This is a genomic window from Gloeobacter violaceus PCC 7421 (genome assembly GCF_000011385.1).
GTDB classification, from domain to species: domain Bacteria; phylum Cyanobacteriota; class Cyanobacteriia; order Gloeobacterales; family Gloeobacteraceae; genus Gloeobacter; species Gloeobacter violaceus.
The window spans coordinates 2,458,008-2,474,236 of record NC_005125.1 but is presented as its reverse complement, the minus strand read 5'-3'; the positions used below and the strand labels follow the sequence as shown (position 1 = coordinate 2,474,236).

Sequence of the window (16,229 nt, the reverse complement as noted above, 5' to 3'; positions counted from 1 at the left end):
GCGGGATCGATGGTAGCTGGTTTTTTGCTCATTCTGGCCGTGCTGATTCTTGGAGGCGGGATTGCCACCGTCGGCGACCGCATCGGCTCGATGGTGGGCAAAAAACGGTTGAGTCTATTCAAGCTGCGGCCCCGGGACACCGCCACGCTGGTGACCGTCTTTACCGGGGTGATGATCGCCGGGGTTTCACTGGCACTGGTGCTGCTGGTCTCCGACCGGGTGCAGTTCGCGCTCTTTAACTACGACCAGGTGCAGTCGCGCCTGCGCGATGCGACCCGCCAACAGGCAGCGGCCGAAAAAGAACTGTTGGCCGTCCAAAGTCAGCGCACCGAAGAGCGCCGTGCCCTCCAATCGGCCCTTGCCGAGCGCCGTCAGGCGGAGACGAACTTGCAGAGCATCAACCGGCAACTGACCGAGGCGCGCTCCCAGCAAGAACAAAGCGAACGCAAGCTTGCTCAGAACCAGAAGTTGCTTGCCACCCTCGAGACCCAAAAAGCCGCCGTCCAAAAAAATGCTCAGGTGCTGCGACAGGCGGTGCAGACGCTCAATGGCGAGCAAAGGCGGCTGGCTACTTCTTTGCAGCGCAGCCGCAAAGACCTGGTCCAGTTGGCGCGCCAGAAAAAGAAACTGGAGCGGGAGAACGAGACGCTTTTTTATATCGCCGCCGAACTGGCCAAAAAAGTGGCGGCCTCCCAGGCGACGACCAATCGCCTGCGCAGCCGCACCGAACTGATTTTCGAAGCCGAAGAGGCGGTCGCCAAGGCGAAGGTACCGGGCGGGCGGGGTATGGCTGAGACCCAGCGCATCTTCGACGAATTTCTCAGCGAAGTCCAGAAGCAAGCCCTCAAAGCCGGCGCCCAGCCGGAACCGGAGGCGGGCTGCAAAAGTGCGGTGTGCATGAGCGCCGAAGAGGCCCGCCGCATCCTGCAGCAACTCGCCGCCCCCGGCGATCACGCCCTGCAGCTGATTTCGATTGACAACTCTCTCAAAGGCGAGCCGGTCTGGGTCTTCGGACAGGTCCGCCCCAACCAGCTGTTGTTCGAGGAAGGACGGGTGATCGCCGCCCGCCAGATCGATCGTAATGTTCTGAACGACGAAGAAAAACTGCGCGTAACGCTGGTGGATCTCTTCAACGAGGCGAACCGCCAGGCCCGCGACGCCGGTATCCTCACCAGCGGTCGCGACGCCAAGGTGGGCGAATTTTTGTACAGAGACCTGGAGCGGATGATCGAAGAGCTGCGCTCGCAACCCGGCAACGGCGCCGTCACCCTCCAGGCCGTCTCCAAGCAGGATGTCTACACCCTTGGTCCCCTCAGCCTCAAACTCGTAGCGATGCAAAACGGCCGTATTCTCAGCAAGGCCGGGTAAGCGATGATCCTGGGTATCGATCCCGGTCGCTCCAAGTGCGGTCTGGCGCTGGTGGGCCTCGACCGCAAGCTCTACTTTCGCTCGGTCGTAGCGAGCGACCAGCTGCTCAAGCAGGTGGAGCGGTTGCTGGAGGACTTTCCGGTGGCCGCCCTGGTCATCGGTGATCAGACGACATCCGAGTACTGGCAGGCCCAACTGCGCGCCGCCTTTCCCGAGGTGCGCCTGGTGGCGGTACCCGAGCGCCGCTCCAGCGAGCAGGCCCGCGCCCGCTACTGGCAGTTCAACCCGCCCCGGGGGCTCAACCGTCTGTTGCCCCAAGATTTTCGGGTGCCCCCGGAAGCCTACGACGACGTGGTGGCCCTCATTTTGGTGGAGCGCTACCTGGTGGGGCTGATCGACGCCGACCGGCGCTAATCAATCCCCGAAAGTCTAGTTAAAATTGATGAAGTCGTGACGAGCCACTCAAGATGACTGTTACATACCCGCGGAAGTTCCGTGACCAGTTCGGAGCCCGCGAAATTCTCGCCATTGTCGTCCGGGACCGCGAAATTCAAAACATTACGCTCAACCGCTACCGCTACTCCGAGCAGCGCGCCTGCAAGGATCTCACCGAGGTGATCGAGCGCCTCGACGGTCAGCAGCGTGAACTCATCCGCGACCTCTCGCGCCATATCCACGACGAAGCCCGCCACGCCAACTGGCTGACCGAGCTGCTCTACGATCTGGGGGCAGAACTCAACGTGCCGCCGGGGCTTTCGTATATCGACGAATTCGAGCGCCTTGTCCACGACACCGGCGGCAAGCCCGGCAAAGAGATCGACCTCGATTTTTATCTCATCGAGAGCCTCGCTGCCATCAACGTCACCGAGAAGCGCGGCTGCCTGTATTTTTCCGCCCACATCCACGCGCTCAAGAACGCGCCCCAGACGCCTGAGAACCTCCAGATCCGCGCGTGCATCGAGCGAATTTTGCCGGAGGAGGCGGGGCATGTGCGCTGGGGCAACCGCTGGCTCGCCCAGATGGCCCGCACCTCGCCCCAGAACGCCGAGCGGGTCGAAGCGGCCAAGCGCCGCTACACGACCATCGAGCAGGCAGCCTTCGAGACGAGCATGGATATCACCCTTGGAGCCGAGTTGCGCCGTGCCCAGTGGCTGCTTGAGATCTCCGAGACGCTGCCGGTATGGGAGCGGCCGGGCTACCTGATGGAGCACCTGCCGCGCATTTTGCCCGAGACCCAGATGCACCGGCTGAGCCTCGTTCAGATCGCCTTCCAGCGCGATCCGGTGCAGTTCATGCAGCAGTTTTTGCCTGCATTTCTGGGCCTGGGCCGCGCCGCCAAGGCGGACGCGCCCGAGGCGCCCGAGTCGTCCTACGTACGTAAGACGGCCTGAATGGTGCCCTGAACTTGCCAACATACCCGGGTGGCTTGTCCCGCCCGGGAACAAGGCGTAGGATCCAGGCGTTCCTCCCGCGTCGAGGCTTCTATGGGACTGTTCGATCAAATCCTTGCCGCCATCGCCAACCCCGAGCAGCAAGCGAGCCAGGGTCAGGTGGCCTCGGTTCTGGGCACTCTTCAACAGCAGGGGCAGGCCCACGGCGCCGACACTCAGGCGATGACCCAGTTGTTCTCGGTGGTGGGGCAACAGGTGCGCGGCGCCCTCCAGCAACAGCGCGCCGGCGCCGGGCCGCAGCAGGCCGAGGCCACCGTGCAGCAGTACAGCGGCACCGAAGCGAATCCGCAGGCCGTCCAGGCGCTCTTTGGAGCGCGGCAACCGCAGGTGGTCCAGGACACCGCCAACCGCACCGGCATCGACGCTTCCACCATCCAGGCGCTCTTGCCCGTCGTCATACCTTTGATCTTGCAGCTGTTGCAGGGCGGCACCAACAGTCGTAATCCCCAGCAGGGCAATCCCCTGCTGGGTACGTTCTTGGACACCGACAACGACGGCGACGTGGATCTAGGCGACATGGTGCGCGTGGCAGGCCGATTTCTCTAGGTTTCCCGACCCTCGAAGCGACCGAAACTGCCTGGCTGCAACCCCACGCCAGAACGACCTGGCGGGTTGGGCGTCGGCCATCGCCAGCACCTGGTCGATGCGTCGCAACGCGTGGCGGAAGGCGACCAGATTGCGCAAACAGCGCTCGTCGAGGCGCGCGGCCACCTCTGGCCAGCGGTCGAGCACGGCCTGCAGCGCCTCGGGCACTCGCGCCCGGCCGGGGGTGACGATTGTTTCGGGTGGTTGTGGTTGCTCTGCCGAGCCGCCGTCTGTGTGAGAGACATTCCCCCCTCCGAAAGCTTTTCGGTTTCACGGCCGAGTGACGGAGGGCAAGGGCCGGAGCAAAGCGGAGGACGAAGCGCACCCTTGCCTGTAGGAGTGGCCGTGGTATCGTCTGCGGCTTGGGGGGGGAATGCTCTGGGCTCAGCCAAGCCTTTGGAACGTTGAATTTGTTGATCAGAGTCTTCTAGATAATTGGGTGTCAAATTGAGACGGCTCTTGAGTGCACTCGGCTCAAGTGCAGCGCGGCTGTGACGATAGGCGATCGACTGCCCCAGCCATTGGCGGTAGCGCAGCCAAAACGGGCTCGTGGGGTTCGCCGCCCATCTCGGTGTATCCAGCGCCAGCACCCGATCGATCAGTGCCGCGTCCAGGTAGACCCGGTTGGGGCCGTGCGCCTGGCGAACCGACACCAGCAGCCCGGCAAATTCGATCTCAGGCCACAACCGAAACACCGTCGAGCGGTCGCACCCTGCGTAGCCGGCGATCGTCTCGGCACTCGCCCAGCAGTAGCCCGCCCGATCCACCAGGCCGATCACCGCTTCGACGATGCGGCCGATTGTGTGCGCCCGGCTGCGGCTAATTCGCTCGTGCACCAGACCGATCCATCGGTGGGTGGCGGCCAACTCCTCCACCAACGCGCGGGTCTGGTTCCTCGTCTGCTCGCGGGCCTGGCCTATCCAGCCTCGGGACTGGCGATTTGAGTAATCTTCTGAACTTTCAAGCCTATTTGAAGTCGCGTACACTATGGGTGGGCTCCAAGCGGCGGTCTCACTTGAAAGCTTCGAGATTAGAGAGGGTCGTATCTCTCGAAATCTCCCGCCAGGGCAAAGCCCTGGCTTGGCTTATCAATTGCGAATAGTTTACGGGATCTCCCCCGACGCTGTATATGGTGTCGGGCGTGTTGGGTGACTTCGAATTTCAGCTTTTGCAGAGTGTCGCCAAGGTTCGCCACGGTTGGCGAGGGCTGTCGTGGTATATTCTCGCCAAGGTTCGCCACGGCTGGCGAACCTTGGCGAGGAAGGACAGTGAACAAAGAACAAGCGGCGGCTTTTCTCGGTGTGAGCCTGCGCACCTTGGAGCGCTACACGCAGTAGGGTAAGCTCGGCGTCACCTACGAACGCGGGTCAGCGGGCCAGATGGCCACCTACGATCCTAAAGAACTGGCCGGGTTTCGCTCCACTTTAGGCACTTCTCTCACCAAGTCGGCTACCGTCTCTCCGACAGCCGCTCCGACAGGCTCCGACACAGCATTAGCGCCACTGGCGAGCCCTGGCGAAGCACTCGTCGGCTTGGTGGGGCTTCTCGATCAATTGGGGTACCGGCGCAAGACGGAGCGTCCGGCCGCCGCTCTCGGGGAGAAAATTTTGCTCACTCTCGGCGAGGCCCAGGCGCTCACTGGCCTAAGCCGTGATCAGCTCAAGCGGGCTATCGCCGCCGGGGAGCTGCGTGCGGGGAAAATCGGCCGCGCCTGGCGGGTGCGCCGCTCGGACCTGGCCGACTACATTGCCAAGTTGCCCCTATAATTACCTAAATTTCCTGAAAGCTCTCAAAGAGGAAGTCCCCGACACCAAACAGCCGGGGGTTATTCTTTTGATCCAGTAAGCACTTCTATAACCAAACCCGCATCCTCATTCATACAAATGACTTCCACACATAAATTCCGCGTTTATCAATGTAGCCTTCTGAGTTGCCGACATCTACAAGAGCTAAACCATGTGAGAAGCAGCTAGCATGATCAAACTTCGGATCAATAACTGTCTCTCCCATTTTATTAATATAGCCCCATTTTCTATTAGTTACTTGTACAGCTGCTAGTCCTTCACAAAAGGGATATGCAGACTCAAAAATCGGTTCAATAACCACATCCCCATGTATAGAGGCATATCCCCATCTATTGCGAACGCTTATAGTTGCTAAGCCCTCAGATGAATTTCTAGAGCAAACAGCTTTTATGTCATCAACTCTTGAGCCAGTCCTATCAATGTAAATAACTTCGTCTCTGTAAGAAACTCTTGCCAAACTTTGACGAAAACCCTCCAAAACCTTGTCAAAGCTTGGCTTTATCACTAGCTGGCCACTAAAATCGATGAAGCCCCATCTACCTCCAGGCCACCCACCTATATGAACAGCTGCTAAATTCTCGGAAAATGGGTCTCCATAATCATACTGAGGTTGGATCACTTCTTCTACCAATTTATTAATGTAGCCATACTTTTCTTCAGATGTGCCAATAAGCACCAACCCTTGAGAGAACGCCCTTCCAACTTCTATGTATTCTGAGGGGAGACTATAAACATTACCAACTAGATCAACGAAGCCCCAACAGTCTTCAAGCCTTACACGTGCAACTTGCTCGAAAAACGGTTCTGCTCCATTAAACTGGGGAAGATAAAGATAGCGTCCAGACTCATCAATAAAACCCCATCCTTCATCGGTGAGCACTCCGGCAATGCCTTCAGAAAAGTTTTGAGCTTCATTAAATTTTAATTCAATCGTTATTTTACCAATGTTGTTGATAAAGCCCCAAACACCTTCTCGCTGCACTGGAAACAAGTTATTCAAACTCGAAGCCTCATCATTAATGGGAAGCAGCAGAGGAAAGCTGTGTTTCCGCGTGATTTGAAAACACAGTTAAATCAATATCTCACCTAGATACTATTGTAGATTTTACTAAGTAGCCGAAGCTGAATAAACATAAGGTGCTGCGGCTGAGTCTCAGGCTAAAGCTTTTTAGCATCCTCCACAACCTGACGTTTAATTAGCTCCGCCTACTTAGCCCTGATCTGTCACATAGGGATTTTTCAACGAAAGCACGGCCTTTCAGCTCACGAAGATTCAACGTTTCGCCCGTGTTTGACAGATCAGGGTTAGATAGTACGATTCCGTCAACTGCGACCATTCAGAACCCACTCATAGCAATACGACTGTAGGCTTGTACATCTACTTCGGAAAGCAAATAATGCTTTCCCACTTTTCATCAATATAACATGTTGATACATTGCTAGCTGTAGGATGCAGTTAGCCACTGTCCTATGGATAAGTAGAATTACAGAGGTATATCGCTGGACTGACCCCATTGCTTGGAGTAGAACGCCCCATCCGAACTAAAGTAGATATACCAATAACCGTTTGAAGGTCGCCACACAGCTCTATCGGCCCTACCGTCACCGTCGTAATCTCTAGGCACAAGTATATCTCCCGATATTCCGTTTGCTCCTAAATCAACACTATCACCTGTAGAACTGTACTTTGCATACCAGCGTCCATTTGAAGGGCGCCATACTGCTCTATCGGTCTTGCCATCGCCATCATAATCGGCAGGAACTGGTTTATCGCCAGCAATACCGTATTTTACAACAGTTGCCTGTTGACCCGTAGAACTTTGTTTGATATACCATTCTTGAGATGAAGTTCTGTAAACTGCTCTGTCAGTTTTTGCGTCTCCATCATAGTTGCCAGGTACAGCTACATCGTAGTATGGACTCCCAGGCACTCCATAAACCCCCAAATCGGTACTGACCCCTGATGAGCTGTACTTAACGTACCAGTGTCCGTCTGACGATCGCCAAGTTGCCAGATCTGCTTTTCGATCTCCATCAAAATCATCAGGCACAAGCCAATCATAATAGGGGGCTGTAGGGATTCCGTAGACTCCCAAATCCTTGCTGGCTTTTGTCGAGCTATATTTCACATACCAATGCTGGTTTGAGGGTCGCCAAACTGCCAGATCTGGTATCCCATCGCCATCAAAATCCCTTGGATACGGCATGTCTCCGGACACACCATATACTGTCGAACTTTGATCACCGTACAACGAGTCGGCAAAATACCAATTGCCACTACGATATGTTGCAAGCTCTGCAGTATTGGTGCCCGTAAAATAACGAGTAAAGTTGACAAAGTTTTCATAAGACGTTTTCACCACGCGGAAAAGTCCACTTGCTGAAAGACCCGTTGTAGTTATAAAAATTGAGCCAGCAGGAAGTACATTAGGGTTAAGGAGAACTGCTTTACCTAATAACATGTCACTTACTCCAGGCGTTCCACCTGGATTAGTACAAGCTTTAGTTTGAAGCATTAGGGTTTTGTTGGTTGTAGCTGTGTTCACCAAAGATGAACCTATTGCGATACCTCCAGGAGTGTAAAACACCATTGCCGGGCGAATAATATTCGTGCTTGTTGCTGCTTTGCCAGCTTCTGATACCAGCAGCGCTCCTAAAAAATTGGAAACTTGTTTTGGAGACGACCCAGAACTTTCCGTAATCGTGGAGCCTTCTTTAATCGCTTTCGCATCACCAAAGTAGCTTTCCACATATGATTTTGGAGGATTAGGAGGAATCGTATAAGTTATCGATTGCAGTACATCAGGCACTGATCCAGCACCTGACGAAGTAAAGACTTTTTTCTTGTTTTCAACTGCATTAATGCTTTTTACAGCCATGTTTTGAAATATAATTCCTAGTGCTTGGGTCACTTGACCGCTGGACATAGTGTCAGTGAGAAGTCCTAGATCACGAGCCCTCTGCTCAATTTCTGTTTTTGTTAATGTTAGCCCGCTTGGGCAATTTATATCGGGCACGGTATCAAGTTCCATTGCATCAGTAACAAAACTATTGTTATCTTCTGTATCATTGCCCTTCTCTAACGAAGAGGGAGGATTGCCTAATTTAATTATGCTACCCATCGGAAATTGATAAACTTCTTGATTCTCATTTCCTAATAATGGCTCACCCATGCAGGGCGTTGATATCACTATTGAAGTCGCAAAAAAGATCAAAAAAGATGTGCGTTCAATGTTTTTCATGACAACTCACGACTCCTTATTTCAATGATTTCCAACTTAGTGACAAACTCTGTTGAAACAACTGAGCGATTTTACTCACGGATGATGGCTAAAGAAGTTCCACTTCTTCTTTAGGCATAGCAATTCTTATCACACATTAAGTACATATTGAAGTAATTCAAGATACAAAAACGTGAAGAACTGCAAAGCATTTTTCCCGAAGGTTCTATTTGCGGAAATGATCTGAGAATCCCGCATGGGGGGTATTGCTTTTGGGCCGTCCACGTATCCGCGATTCGCACTGCACCGCCCGTCGCGCCGCGGGAGCCGACGCTGGCTGATTCTCAATCCCCGTGCCGACGGTACTCCGCCAGCAGCCGAGAGAGGTGATGAGACTCCGCCAAGGCCGCAGGCGTTGGCTAGGGCCGCATCGATGCCCTCCGGGTACAGCTCGGGCGGTTTCTGGGAATAAGACGGCCGTTCAGCGTTCCATGCCCCGGTCCCGCTCGTTTTTCCTTTGACGCTCGGCTACCTGCTTTCCCACTTCTGAAGGGTTGTCCCGAAGCGATCCACGTCCTCCTCGCTCAGCTCGAAAGTCTGCACCCGCCCCTGCTCGACTTGGCAGATCACTCCATGCCCGTCCTTGGCCGTCACCGTGTAGTCATCTTGGCGAACAGTGCGCCCAGATCGATGATGCTGAGCTGTCCTCGCCGGGTGAAGGCGGGGGTGCTCCTGCAGGCGGGAGTAGCGACCGGGCACGGGCCTCCAGCCGCACACGCCAACTCGGCGGCAGGTAGGCGGTGACCCGCAGCAGCTGCGCGAACGGGTTGCTCCTCGGCGGCTCTCTGCGGGGGCCACTTTCGGGCTCGCCGAGGGCCTGCGGCGGTCCGGTGGTGATCGCCGGCGGCGCGCTGCTCTCGCTCAATGGCCTGGGTGTCCGGCTCTGGGGAGCTTCGGCGTGCCGCTGCTCGCGCCCGAGACGATCGGCCTGCGCCCGGGCGTCTATGTGCCCCTGCTGGTGTCGGTTGGTTGCAGGTTGCGCTTGAGGGTCATCGTCACCCAAGCTGCACGGCCTGCTGCCCAAGGAAACAGGCTTGCCGTATCATAGAAATAAATTCGTACGGCGTTGAACACAGCCATGGAACGCAAGCTCACTGTACGGGTCGATGAAAAGCTGATTCAGCAAGCCAAGGCATGGGCAAGCAAAGAAAATGTCTCCTTGAGCCAGGCGATCAGCCAGTTTTTTGCTGCCGTCACAGCGCGCGACAAACTGACTATGGGGCTAAGCCCCTGGATGGAAACCTTCCAGCAAATGGTCAAGCCCCCGCTGGGCAAAGATGTGGTCAGCTGGACGGACGCAGAGGTTGAGGAGAACTACCGTACCTACCTCGAAGAAAAGTATCGCTGATGGCCGTTGTAGTTCTGTATGACACCAATGTCCTTCTGGATATCGTGTTGGTGCGTCAGCCCTACTATCGCGATTCGCTGCTCGCCGTGGACGCTGCCAGTAGCGAGCGTATTTCAGGCTATATTGCCGGACATGCACCGACTACTTTGTTCTACGTGCTCAAAAAGCAAGTAGGAGCGCCTCAAGCCCGGCGGTCTATCGCCCATCTCCTGGCCCACCTGACGGTGGCGGCCGTTGATGACGCCGGTATCCGGGGTGCACTCGTTTCCCCTTTTGAGGACTTCAAAGATGCAGTAACAGCGATGGCGGCCGTGGGGGTCAATGCCCAATTCGTTTGCACCCGCGACTTAAAAGATTATGCAGCCAGTCCTGTGCGGGCGATTCTCCCGGCGGTATTGCTTGCGAGTGTTTAAATCTTCGTTGTTGGAAGACTTCGGTATCCTGGCATCAGCACCAACTTGAACCCATGGAACCAGACTTTTCCCAGCCCACCTTCCCGCCGCAGGGTGCCGCCGCCGAGTTGGAGCGCGCCGCCCACGGATTACTGTTTCCAAGCGAGACCGATGCGCCCTTCGAAGCGTTCGAGTGGCCCGTCTTCGAGTTGAACCCAGAGCAATTGCTGGAAAACACGGGTCACCCTCCGGATATGGCCGTCAGCGCACTGGATCTCGATGCGTTCTTTGCACCAGCTTGCCGCGAGGCGGACTGGCAGGAGCCTCGGCAGCGGGCCACCGCCCAACGGTTCCAGGCACTGCTTGGCACCCTCAAAAACGCTTTGGACGAGATCAAAGTCTATCGGGTGGGCGGTGTCGAAGCTGATGTTTACATCGTCGGCCTCAACCAGGAGGGCACCCTGAGCGGCCTCAAAACCCGGATCGTCGAAACTTAGAGCAGGTGCCGGGTGTCAGGGTGAAAACGATTGATCGCAAGGGTTTCCCGCTCGCCTGGCGTTGCCTGTGCAACTGAAAACTTACCGATTGTCCAAGCGGCTTTCGAGTAACGCCTGGATGTTCTTTGGCACGCCCGAGAGTAGGTTGTAGCCGGTGGCCGCTTCGATGCGGTCGACATTCACCCGAAATTCGCGCCAGCCCACTTCTTTGATCCCGGAGGTGTTGGGCATGTCCACGGCGATCACCCGCGTGCGTCCGGTCACACTTGCGAGGCTTGTCACCGGCGCATCGAGCACGACGATCACCTTCCAGTGGCGCGCGGGAACAGATATTTTGCCCCCGCCGATTTTCCCAAGTTCCCCGCTACCCCCGGCCACGATGTAAAGTTCCTTCCCCGCCGCGACCAGTTCGCGGCAGTAGCTTTCGAGTTTTTCCCAGGGGCCGCGGTTGAGATCCGGGGCCTGAGGAGTCATATTGGTCATCAAAAAAGTCGCCGAGTTGTCCGCCGCAGTTACCGTGCGGTCCGCCGAGGGCACCAGGTGGCCCCGGTCGTAGCCGCTGCCAGTGTAGTCGGCGGGATTTACCCGGTAAAAACTTACCGGCAGGCTCTCATCCGGGCGAAAGTCGTTCTGGCGATCGGTCCTTCCCAGCCAGGAGCGGTTGAGTTGCCAGCTGGCCCAGTTGGGAATCCCTTTGGCCGCGTTGTACGAAAGCGCGTACTGCGGCTTGAGAAGCAGATAGTTACTGACACTGCCGGGGGTGGCTGTCGCCCGGCTCGGGTTGCCTAACAGCAGCTGCTCTGCAGCGGTGCCAGCCTTGTCTGCAGGGGGAAGGGCGGCGATGTTGTCCCGGTTTTTGGGCTTGCCCTTGCCCACGTAGACATCGAATTTGTCCTCGCAGGCGTAGCCATTGCCGTCGTTGTCGAGGTAAGTGGCACCGCCGCGGTAGGCGTCGATCACCTGCTGGGGCAAAGTAAAGTCGGCGCAGCGGAAGCGCTGCTTCTTAGCCGGGGCGCACGAACCGACGGAGACGGTCAGTAGAACAATGCCCAGCAGAACGGTACGGGGGGGAGCTTTGCTCATCGGCACAATCGCTATTGAGAGTCGATTGTGCCACGGGCGCATCCAACAGGCTGCAAAAACAAACCGGGGGAGTGGCCTGCACTCCCCCGGTCGATCGGCAGTACTCGTCGACTAGCGGCCCAGCACCTTCAGGGCATGGGCGACGACATTGTCGATCGTAAATCCGTACTCGGGCATGACCGCTTTGATCGGAGCCGAAGCGCCGTAGCGATCGACGCCAATCACCGCCCCTTCGAGGCCGACGTACTTGTGCCAGCCCAGGCTGGTGCCCGCTTCCACCGCCAGGCGCTTGACGCCGGGGGTGAGGACGCTGTCTTTATACTCCTGGGGCTGGGCTTCGAACAGTTCCCAGCTCGGGAAGGAGACGACGCGGGCAGCGATGCCCTGCTCGGCCAGTTGCTTTTGGGCTTCGACCACCAGTTGCACCTCGGAGCCGGTGCCAATCAGGATGATTTCGGGATTGTCGGCTTCCACCAGCGTGTAGGCGCCCTTTGCCACCGCCTCGACCGTAGAGCCGGGCTGGATGGGCAGATTCTGGCGGGTGAGGATGAGGGCGACCGGGTCGCGATTGCTCTCGATGGCCACCTTCCAGGCACCGACCGTCTCGACGGCGTCGCCGGGGCGGATGACCGTGAGCTGCGGTGTGGCGCGCAGGGTGAGAATCTGCTCGACCGGCTGGTGCGTGGGACCGTCTTCACCGAGGCCGATTGAATCGTGGGTGAACACGTAGACCACCGGCGAGTGCGAAAGCGCCGCAACGCGCACAGCCCCCTTCATGTAGTCCATGAAGATGAGAAAGGTGCCGCCGTAAACTTTGAGTCCGCCGTGCATGGCCATGCCGTTCATGACCGCCCCCATGCCGTGCTCGCGCACGCCGAAGTGGAAGTTGCGGCCCTCGGGAGTCGCTTTTTGAAAGTCTACGAAGGCTTTGACGTAGGTGTTGTTGGAGGGCGCCAGGTCCGCCGAGCCGCCAATCAGGCCAGGGAGGGCGGCAGTGACGGCATTGAGCACTTTGCCTGAGGCGGCGCGGGTGGCAAGCGGCTTGTCGGCGGGGCTGAAGCTGGGCAGGGACGACTCCCAGCCTTCCGGCAGACGGCCTTCGATGAGCGATTCGAGTTCAGCGGCCAGTTCTGGAAATTCGGCTTTGTAGGCGGCAAAGCGGGCATTCCAGTCCGCTTCGGCTTCTTTGCCCGCCTCAACGGCTTTGCGAAACTGGGCGAGGGTCTCCTCGGGAATATAAAACTCGGGCTCCAGGGGCCACTTGAGGTTTTCTTTGGTCGCTTTGACTTCGTCCCCACCCAGGGGCGAGCCGTGCACGTCGTGGCTGTTGGCTTTGTTGGGTGAACCGTAACCGATGATCGTGCGCACGGCGATGATCGAAGGCTTGTCGGTGACGGCGCGGGCGTTGTGGATGGCCTGCTCGATGGCGGCGATATCATTGCCGTCGGCCACCGCCTGGGTGTGCCAGCCGTAGGCGTCGAAGCGCTGCATGCGGTCTTCGGTAAAGGACAACTCGGTCTCGCCGTCGATCGAGATGTGGTTGTCGTCGTAGAGATAGATGACCTTGCCCAGACCCAGGTGGCCCCCGAGCGAAGCGGCCTCGGAAGCTACCCCTTCCATCAGGTCGCCGTCGGAGACGATGGCGTAGGTGGTATGGTCGATAATCTCGTGGCCGGGACGGTTGTAACGGGCCGCGAGGTGCGCTTCGGCGACAGCGATACCGATGCCGTTGCCGAGGCCCTGACCGAGGGGGCCGGTGGTCACCTCCACCCCCGGGGTCATGAAGTTCTCCGGGTGGCCTGGGGTTCTCGAGTGCAGCTGGCGAAATTGCTTGAGATCATCTATGGCCAGGTCGTAACCGGTCAGGTGCAGCAGGGCGTAGAGCAGCATCGAACCGTGACCCGCCGAAAGGATGAACCGATCGCGGTCGAACCACTTCGGGTTGGTGGGATTGTGCTTGAGGAACTTCGTCCAGATCACGTAGGCCATCGGGGCGGCCCCCATCGGCAGGCCGGGGTGACCGGAGTTGGCCTTCTGGACAGCATCAACGGCCAAAAAACGGATGGTATTGACGCTCAACTCGTCCAACTGGGCGGCGGTCTTGTCAAGCAAAGTGCCAGTCATGGATACTTCCTGTCGCGAAAGGTGGGCGCGGCGCGCTACTTGGCCTTGGAAGCCGTCAGCAATTGGGCGGTAAGCGCTTCGTAGATGGCGCGGAACTTGAGGCTCATGAGCACCTGGAAAAAGCCGGTGCCGTCGCGGGAGCCGGGGTAATCGGTGTGCTTGAGGATGAGCGAGGCGAGTTCGCCGTAGCGCGTCTCGCTGGTGTTGCGCAGCTTCTCCTCCAGTTCGGGAGAATCCTCCGGAGCAAACTCGCCGTCGATCGACAGGTAGGACGCCGGGCGGCCGAAGTAATCCTGGGTGCCGTAGCAGAAGGTCAGCTCTTCATCCGAGTTGGGAAAATTGGGCTTCCAGCACACATCGGAAATGGCCCGGTCGAACAGGTAGGGCGCGTCGTAGTTGGGGATGCCGTCCACCTGCACCATGCAGGCTTTGACGCGCTTGATACCGCCTGCTTTTTCAGGAAGCTCACTGGGCAGAATCTGCAGCACCACATCGGCGTACTGCTTCTGCGGGTCGATGTAGGCCGAAAAGTCCGGGCGGCGCGATTCGATCTGCTTGAGGACATCTTCGTAGGTGTGGCCGCGCTCGGCCATGTCGCGCTGGATCTTCCACTGAATCTTGATCGGATCGGATAGGTCGAAGTAGATCTTGAAGTCAAATAGGTTGCGCACGCGCGCGTCGTAAAAAGGATGCAGCCCTTCGAGAATGACGATCGGAGTGGGCTCGATCAGCTCGGGCGGGTCGATTTTGCCCGTCTCGTGGTTGTAGATGGGCTTCATGATCGACTGGCCGACCTTGAGGGCGGTCGCCTGCTCGGCCATTAGATCAAAATTGTTGGCGCGCGGGTCGAGGGCGGTAATACCCGTTTCTTTGCGCTGCTTGCGGTCGAGCGAGTGGTAGTCATCGAGGCAGATGACCGTGACAAGCTCCTTGCTGAACAGATCTTTAAGCCGCCTGAGGAATGTCGACTTGCCGCAACCCGAATCCCCACCGACACCGATCAGGACCACTCGGTCCAACGTACTGACCATCGCGTTCTCCTTGGACTGGCTTCCCTGACTGGACCACCCGCCACTCGCCCACCAAGCTCAAATGCCCACGGGGCAAGCAAAAAATGCCCCCCAATGGTAACAGAGCACCGGTACCGGGGCAACAAGGCTCCAGCCCGAGTGTGGCGATGGTTACTTTCTTTGCTATCTATAGTAAGGTAAAAATACCTATCGGTAAATCTAAACATCGCGTATTAATTCTTGAAATTTTGTCCTCCCCGTGTCCCGCTCCCCACGGATGCGCTTGCCGGATCCGATGCAATGTGCCGAGCTTTGCCGGTGAGGTTTTACACTGGGCATAATCTGTCGATCGTTACCCGCTGCTGTTTCGCCGTCTTCAGGAGATAGCCGATCATGGCCCACGCCGCCACACGTACCTTCGAGGTCCCCGTCAACATTTACCGCCCGGCCAGTCCGTTCCGGGGCAAGGCGCTTCAAAACATTAACCTGACACCCGACGACCCGGACAACGATGTGCGCCACGTTGTCCTCGACTTGAGCGGGGGCGATCTGCGCTACTTCGAAGGCCAGAGCATCGGCATCGTTCCCCCGGGCACCGACGCCCAGGGCAAGCCCCACAAGTTGCGGCTCTACTCGATCGCCTCCAGCCGCATCGGCGACAACAAAGACGGCAAGACCGTTTCGCTGTGCGTCAAGCGCGTCGTCTACAAGCACCCCGAGACCGGTGAAATTGTGCGCGGCGTCGCGTCGAACTTTATTTGCGATCTGGCTCCCGGCGACGATGTGTCGATCACCGGCCCCACCGGTAAGACCTTTTTGCTGCCCGAAGATCCGAGCACCAATCTGGTTTTGATCGCCACCGGCACCGGCATTGCGCCCTTCCGGGCCTTCCTGCGCCGCATCTACGACGAAATGGACACTCCCTGGCAGGGCAAGGTGTGGTTGTTCTTCGGGATGCAAAATTCCAACAGCTACCTTTACCAGGATGAACTGGCCGGTTACACCGCCAAGGGCGACTTCGAGATCGTCGAAGCGATCAGCCGCGAGCAAAAGAACGCCCAGGGCGGTCGCATGTACGTCCAGCACCGCATCGCCGAGCACGCTGCGGCGCTGTGGGAACTGATTTCAGGCGGCAACACCTACACGTACATCTGCGGCCTCAAGGGCATGGAAGACGGCATCGACGACGCATTTACCGCCGCCGCCGCCGCCAAGGACACCGTCTGGAAAGATTACCGCTACAATCTCAAGCAATCCGGTTTTTGGCACGTCGAAACCTACTAAT

14 protein-coding genes are annotated in these 16,229 nt (G+C 57.6%); 9 read left to right on the top strand and 5 right to left on the bottom strand.

Annotated elements, in window-relative coordinates; all coding sequences use genetic code 11:
• The first annotated feature begins 9 nt into the window (after window positions 1-9).
• From GLL_RS11935 to GLL_RS11915, 5 genes are all read left to right on the top strand, one after another.
• Window positions 10-1,368 carry a DUF3084 domain-containing protein gene (locus GLL_RS11935; protein ID WP_011142306.1) on the top strand — a complete coding sequence of 453 codons (1,359 nt, stop codon included), beginning with the start codon at window positions 10-12 and terminating at the stop codon, window positions 1,366-1,368.
• A gap of 3 nt (window positions 1,369-1,371) precedes the next feature.
• Window positions 1,372-1,782, top strand: coding sequence for a resolvase (locus tag GLL_RS11930; RefSeq protein ID WP_011142305.1), 411 nt, complete (start codon window positions 1,372-1,374; stop codon window positions 1,780-1,782).
• Between the two features lie 53 nt (window positions 1,783-1,835).
• Window positions 1,836-2,759, top strand: coding sequence for a ferritin-like domain-containing protein (locus GLL_RS11925; protein WP_011142304.1), 924 nt, complete (start codon window positions 1,836-1,838; stop codon window positions 2,757-2,759).
• Window positions 2,760-2,852: 93 nt separating this feature from the next.
• Entirely contained in the window at window positions 2,853-3,365 is a 513-nt protein-coding gene (locus tag GLL_RS11920; protein ID WP_011142303.1) for a DUF937 domain-containing protein, read from the top strand.
• A gap of 1,418 nt (window positions 3,366-4,783) precedes the next feature.
• The gene (locus GLL_RS11915) at window positions 4,784-5,170 is read left to right on the top strand and encodes a helix-turn-helix domain-containing protein (RefSeq protein ID WP_011142301.1); all 387 of its coding nucleotides are present in this window, start codon (window positions 4,784-4,786) and stop codon (window positions 5,168-5,170) included.
• 109 nt (window positions 5,171-5,279) lie between these two features.
• Here the strand turns inward: GLL_RS11915 and GLL_RS11910 are convergent, their stop codons facing one another.
• Both GLL_RS11910 and GLL_RS11905 read right to left on the bottom strand, forming a co-directional pair.
• Window positions 5,280-6,209, bottom strand: coding sequence for a WG repeat-containing protein (locus GLL_RS11910; RefSeq protein ID WP_164928984.1), 930 nt, complete (start codon window positions 6,207-6,209; stop codon window positions 5,280-5,282).
• 484 nt (window positions 6,210-6,693) lie between these two features.
• Window positions 6,694-8,451 carry an FG-GAP repeat domain-containing protein gene (locus GLL_RS11905; protein ID WP_011142299.1) on the bottom strand — a complete coding sequence of 586 codons (1,758 nt, stop codon included), beginning with the start codon at window positions 8,449-8,451 and terminating at the stop codon, window positions 6,694-6,696.
• Between the two features lie 1,117 nt (window positions 8,452-9,568).
• Here GLL_RS11905 and GLL_RS11900 point away from each other — a divergent pair.
• Genes GLL_RS11900 through GLL_RS11890 form a run of 3 tightly spaced genes read left to right on the top strand, consistent with a single transcriptional unit; the run spans window position 9,569 to window position 10,727 of the window.
• Window positions 9,569-9,838, top strand: a complete 270-nt coding sequence (locus tag GLL_RS11900; protein ID WP_011142298.1) for a DUF6364 family protein — start codon at window positions 9,569-9,571, stop codon at window positions 9,836-9,838.
• The gene (locus tag GLL_RS11895) at window positions 9,838-10,251 is read left to right on the top strand and encodes a PIN domain-containing protein (RefSeq protein WP_011142297.1); all 414 of its coding nucleotides are present in this window, start codon (window positions 9,838-9,840) and stop codon (window positions 10,249-10,251) included. Before GLL_RS11900 ends, GLL_RS11895 begins: the two co-directional genes overlap by 1 nt.
• A gap of 53 nt (window positions 10,252-10,304) precedes the next feature.
• The gene (locus tag GLL_RS11890; RefSeq protein ID WP_011142296.1) at window positions 10,305-10,727 is read left to right on the top strand and encodes a nuclease A inhibitor family protein; all 423 of its coding nucleotides are present in this window, start codon (window positions 10,305-10,307) and stop codon (window positions 10,725-10,727) included.
• A gap of 81 nt (window positions 10,728-10,808) precedes the next feature.
• On the opposite strand, the gene GLL_RS11885 is transcribed toward GLL_RS11890, so the two are convergent.
• The 3 genes from GLL_RS11885 to GLL_RS11875 all read right to left on the bottom strand — a co-directional run bounded on the left by GLL_RS11885 (window position 10,809) and on the right by GLL_RS11875 (window position 14,965).
• Complete coding sequence (locus tag GLL_RS11885; RefSeq protein WP_164928983.1) at window positions 10,809-11,810, bottom strand: DNA/RNA non-specific endonuclease; 1,002 nt, start codon at window positions 11,808-11,810, stop codon at window positions 10,809-10,811.
• Window positions 11,811-11,921: 111 nt separating this feature from the next.
• A complete protein-coding gene (tkt, locus tag GLL_RS11880) occupies window positions 11,922-13,934 on the bottom strand; it encodes a transketolase (RefSeq protein ID WP_011142294.1) in 2,013 nt (670 codons plus the stop codon).
• Between the two features lie 35 nt (window positions 13,935-13,969).
• Window positions 13,970-14,965 (bottom strand): phosphoribulokinase, encoded by a 996-nt coding sequence (locus tag GLL_RS11875; protein ID WP_011142293.1) that lies wholly within the window; start codon window positions 14,963-14,965, stop codon window positions 13,970-13,972.
• A gap of 372 nt (window positions 14,966-15,337) precedes the next feature.
• Between GLL_RS11875 and GLL_RS11870 the strand changes: the two genes are divergently transcribed.
• A complete protein-coding gene (locus tag GLL_RS11870; protein WP_011142292.1) occupies window positions 15,338-16,228 on the top strand; it encodes a ferredoxin--NADP(+) reductase in 891 nt (296 codons plus the stop codon).
• The last annotated feature ends 1 nt before the right edge of the window (window position 16,229 follow it).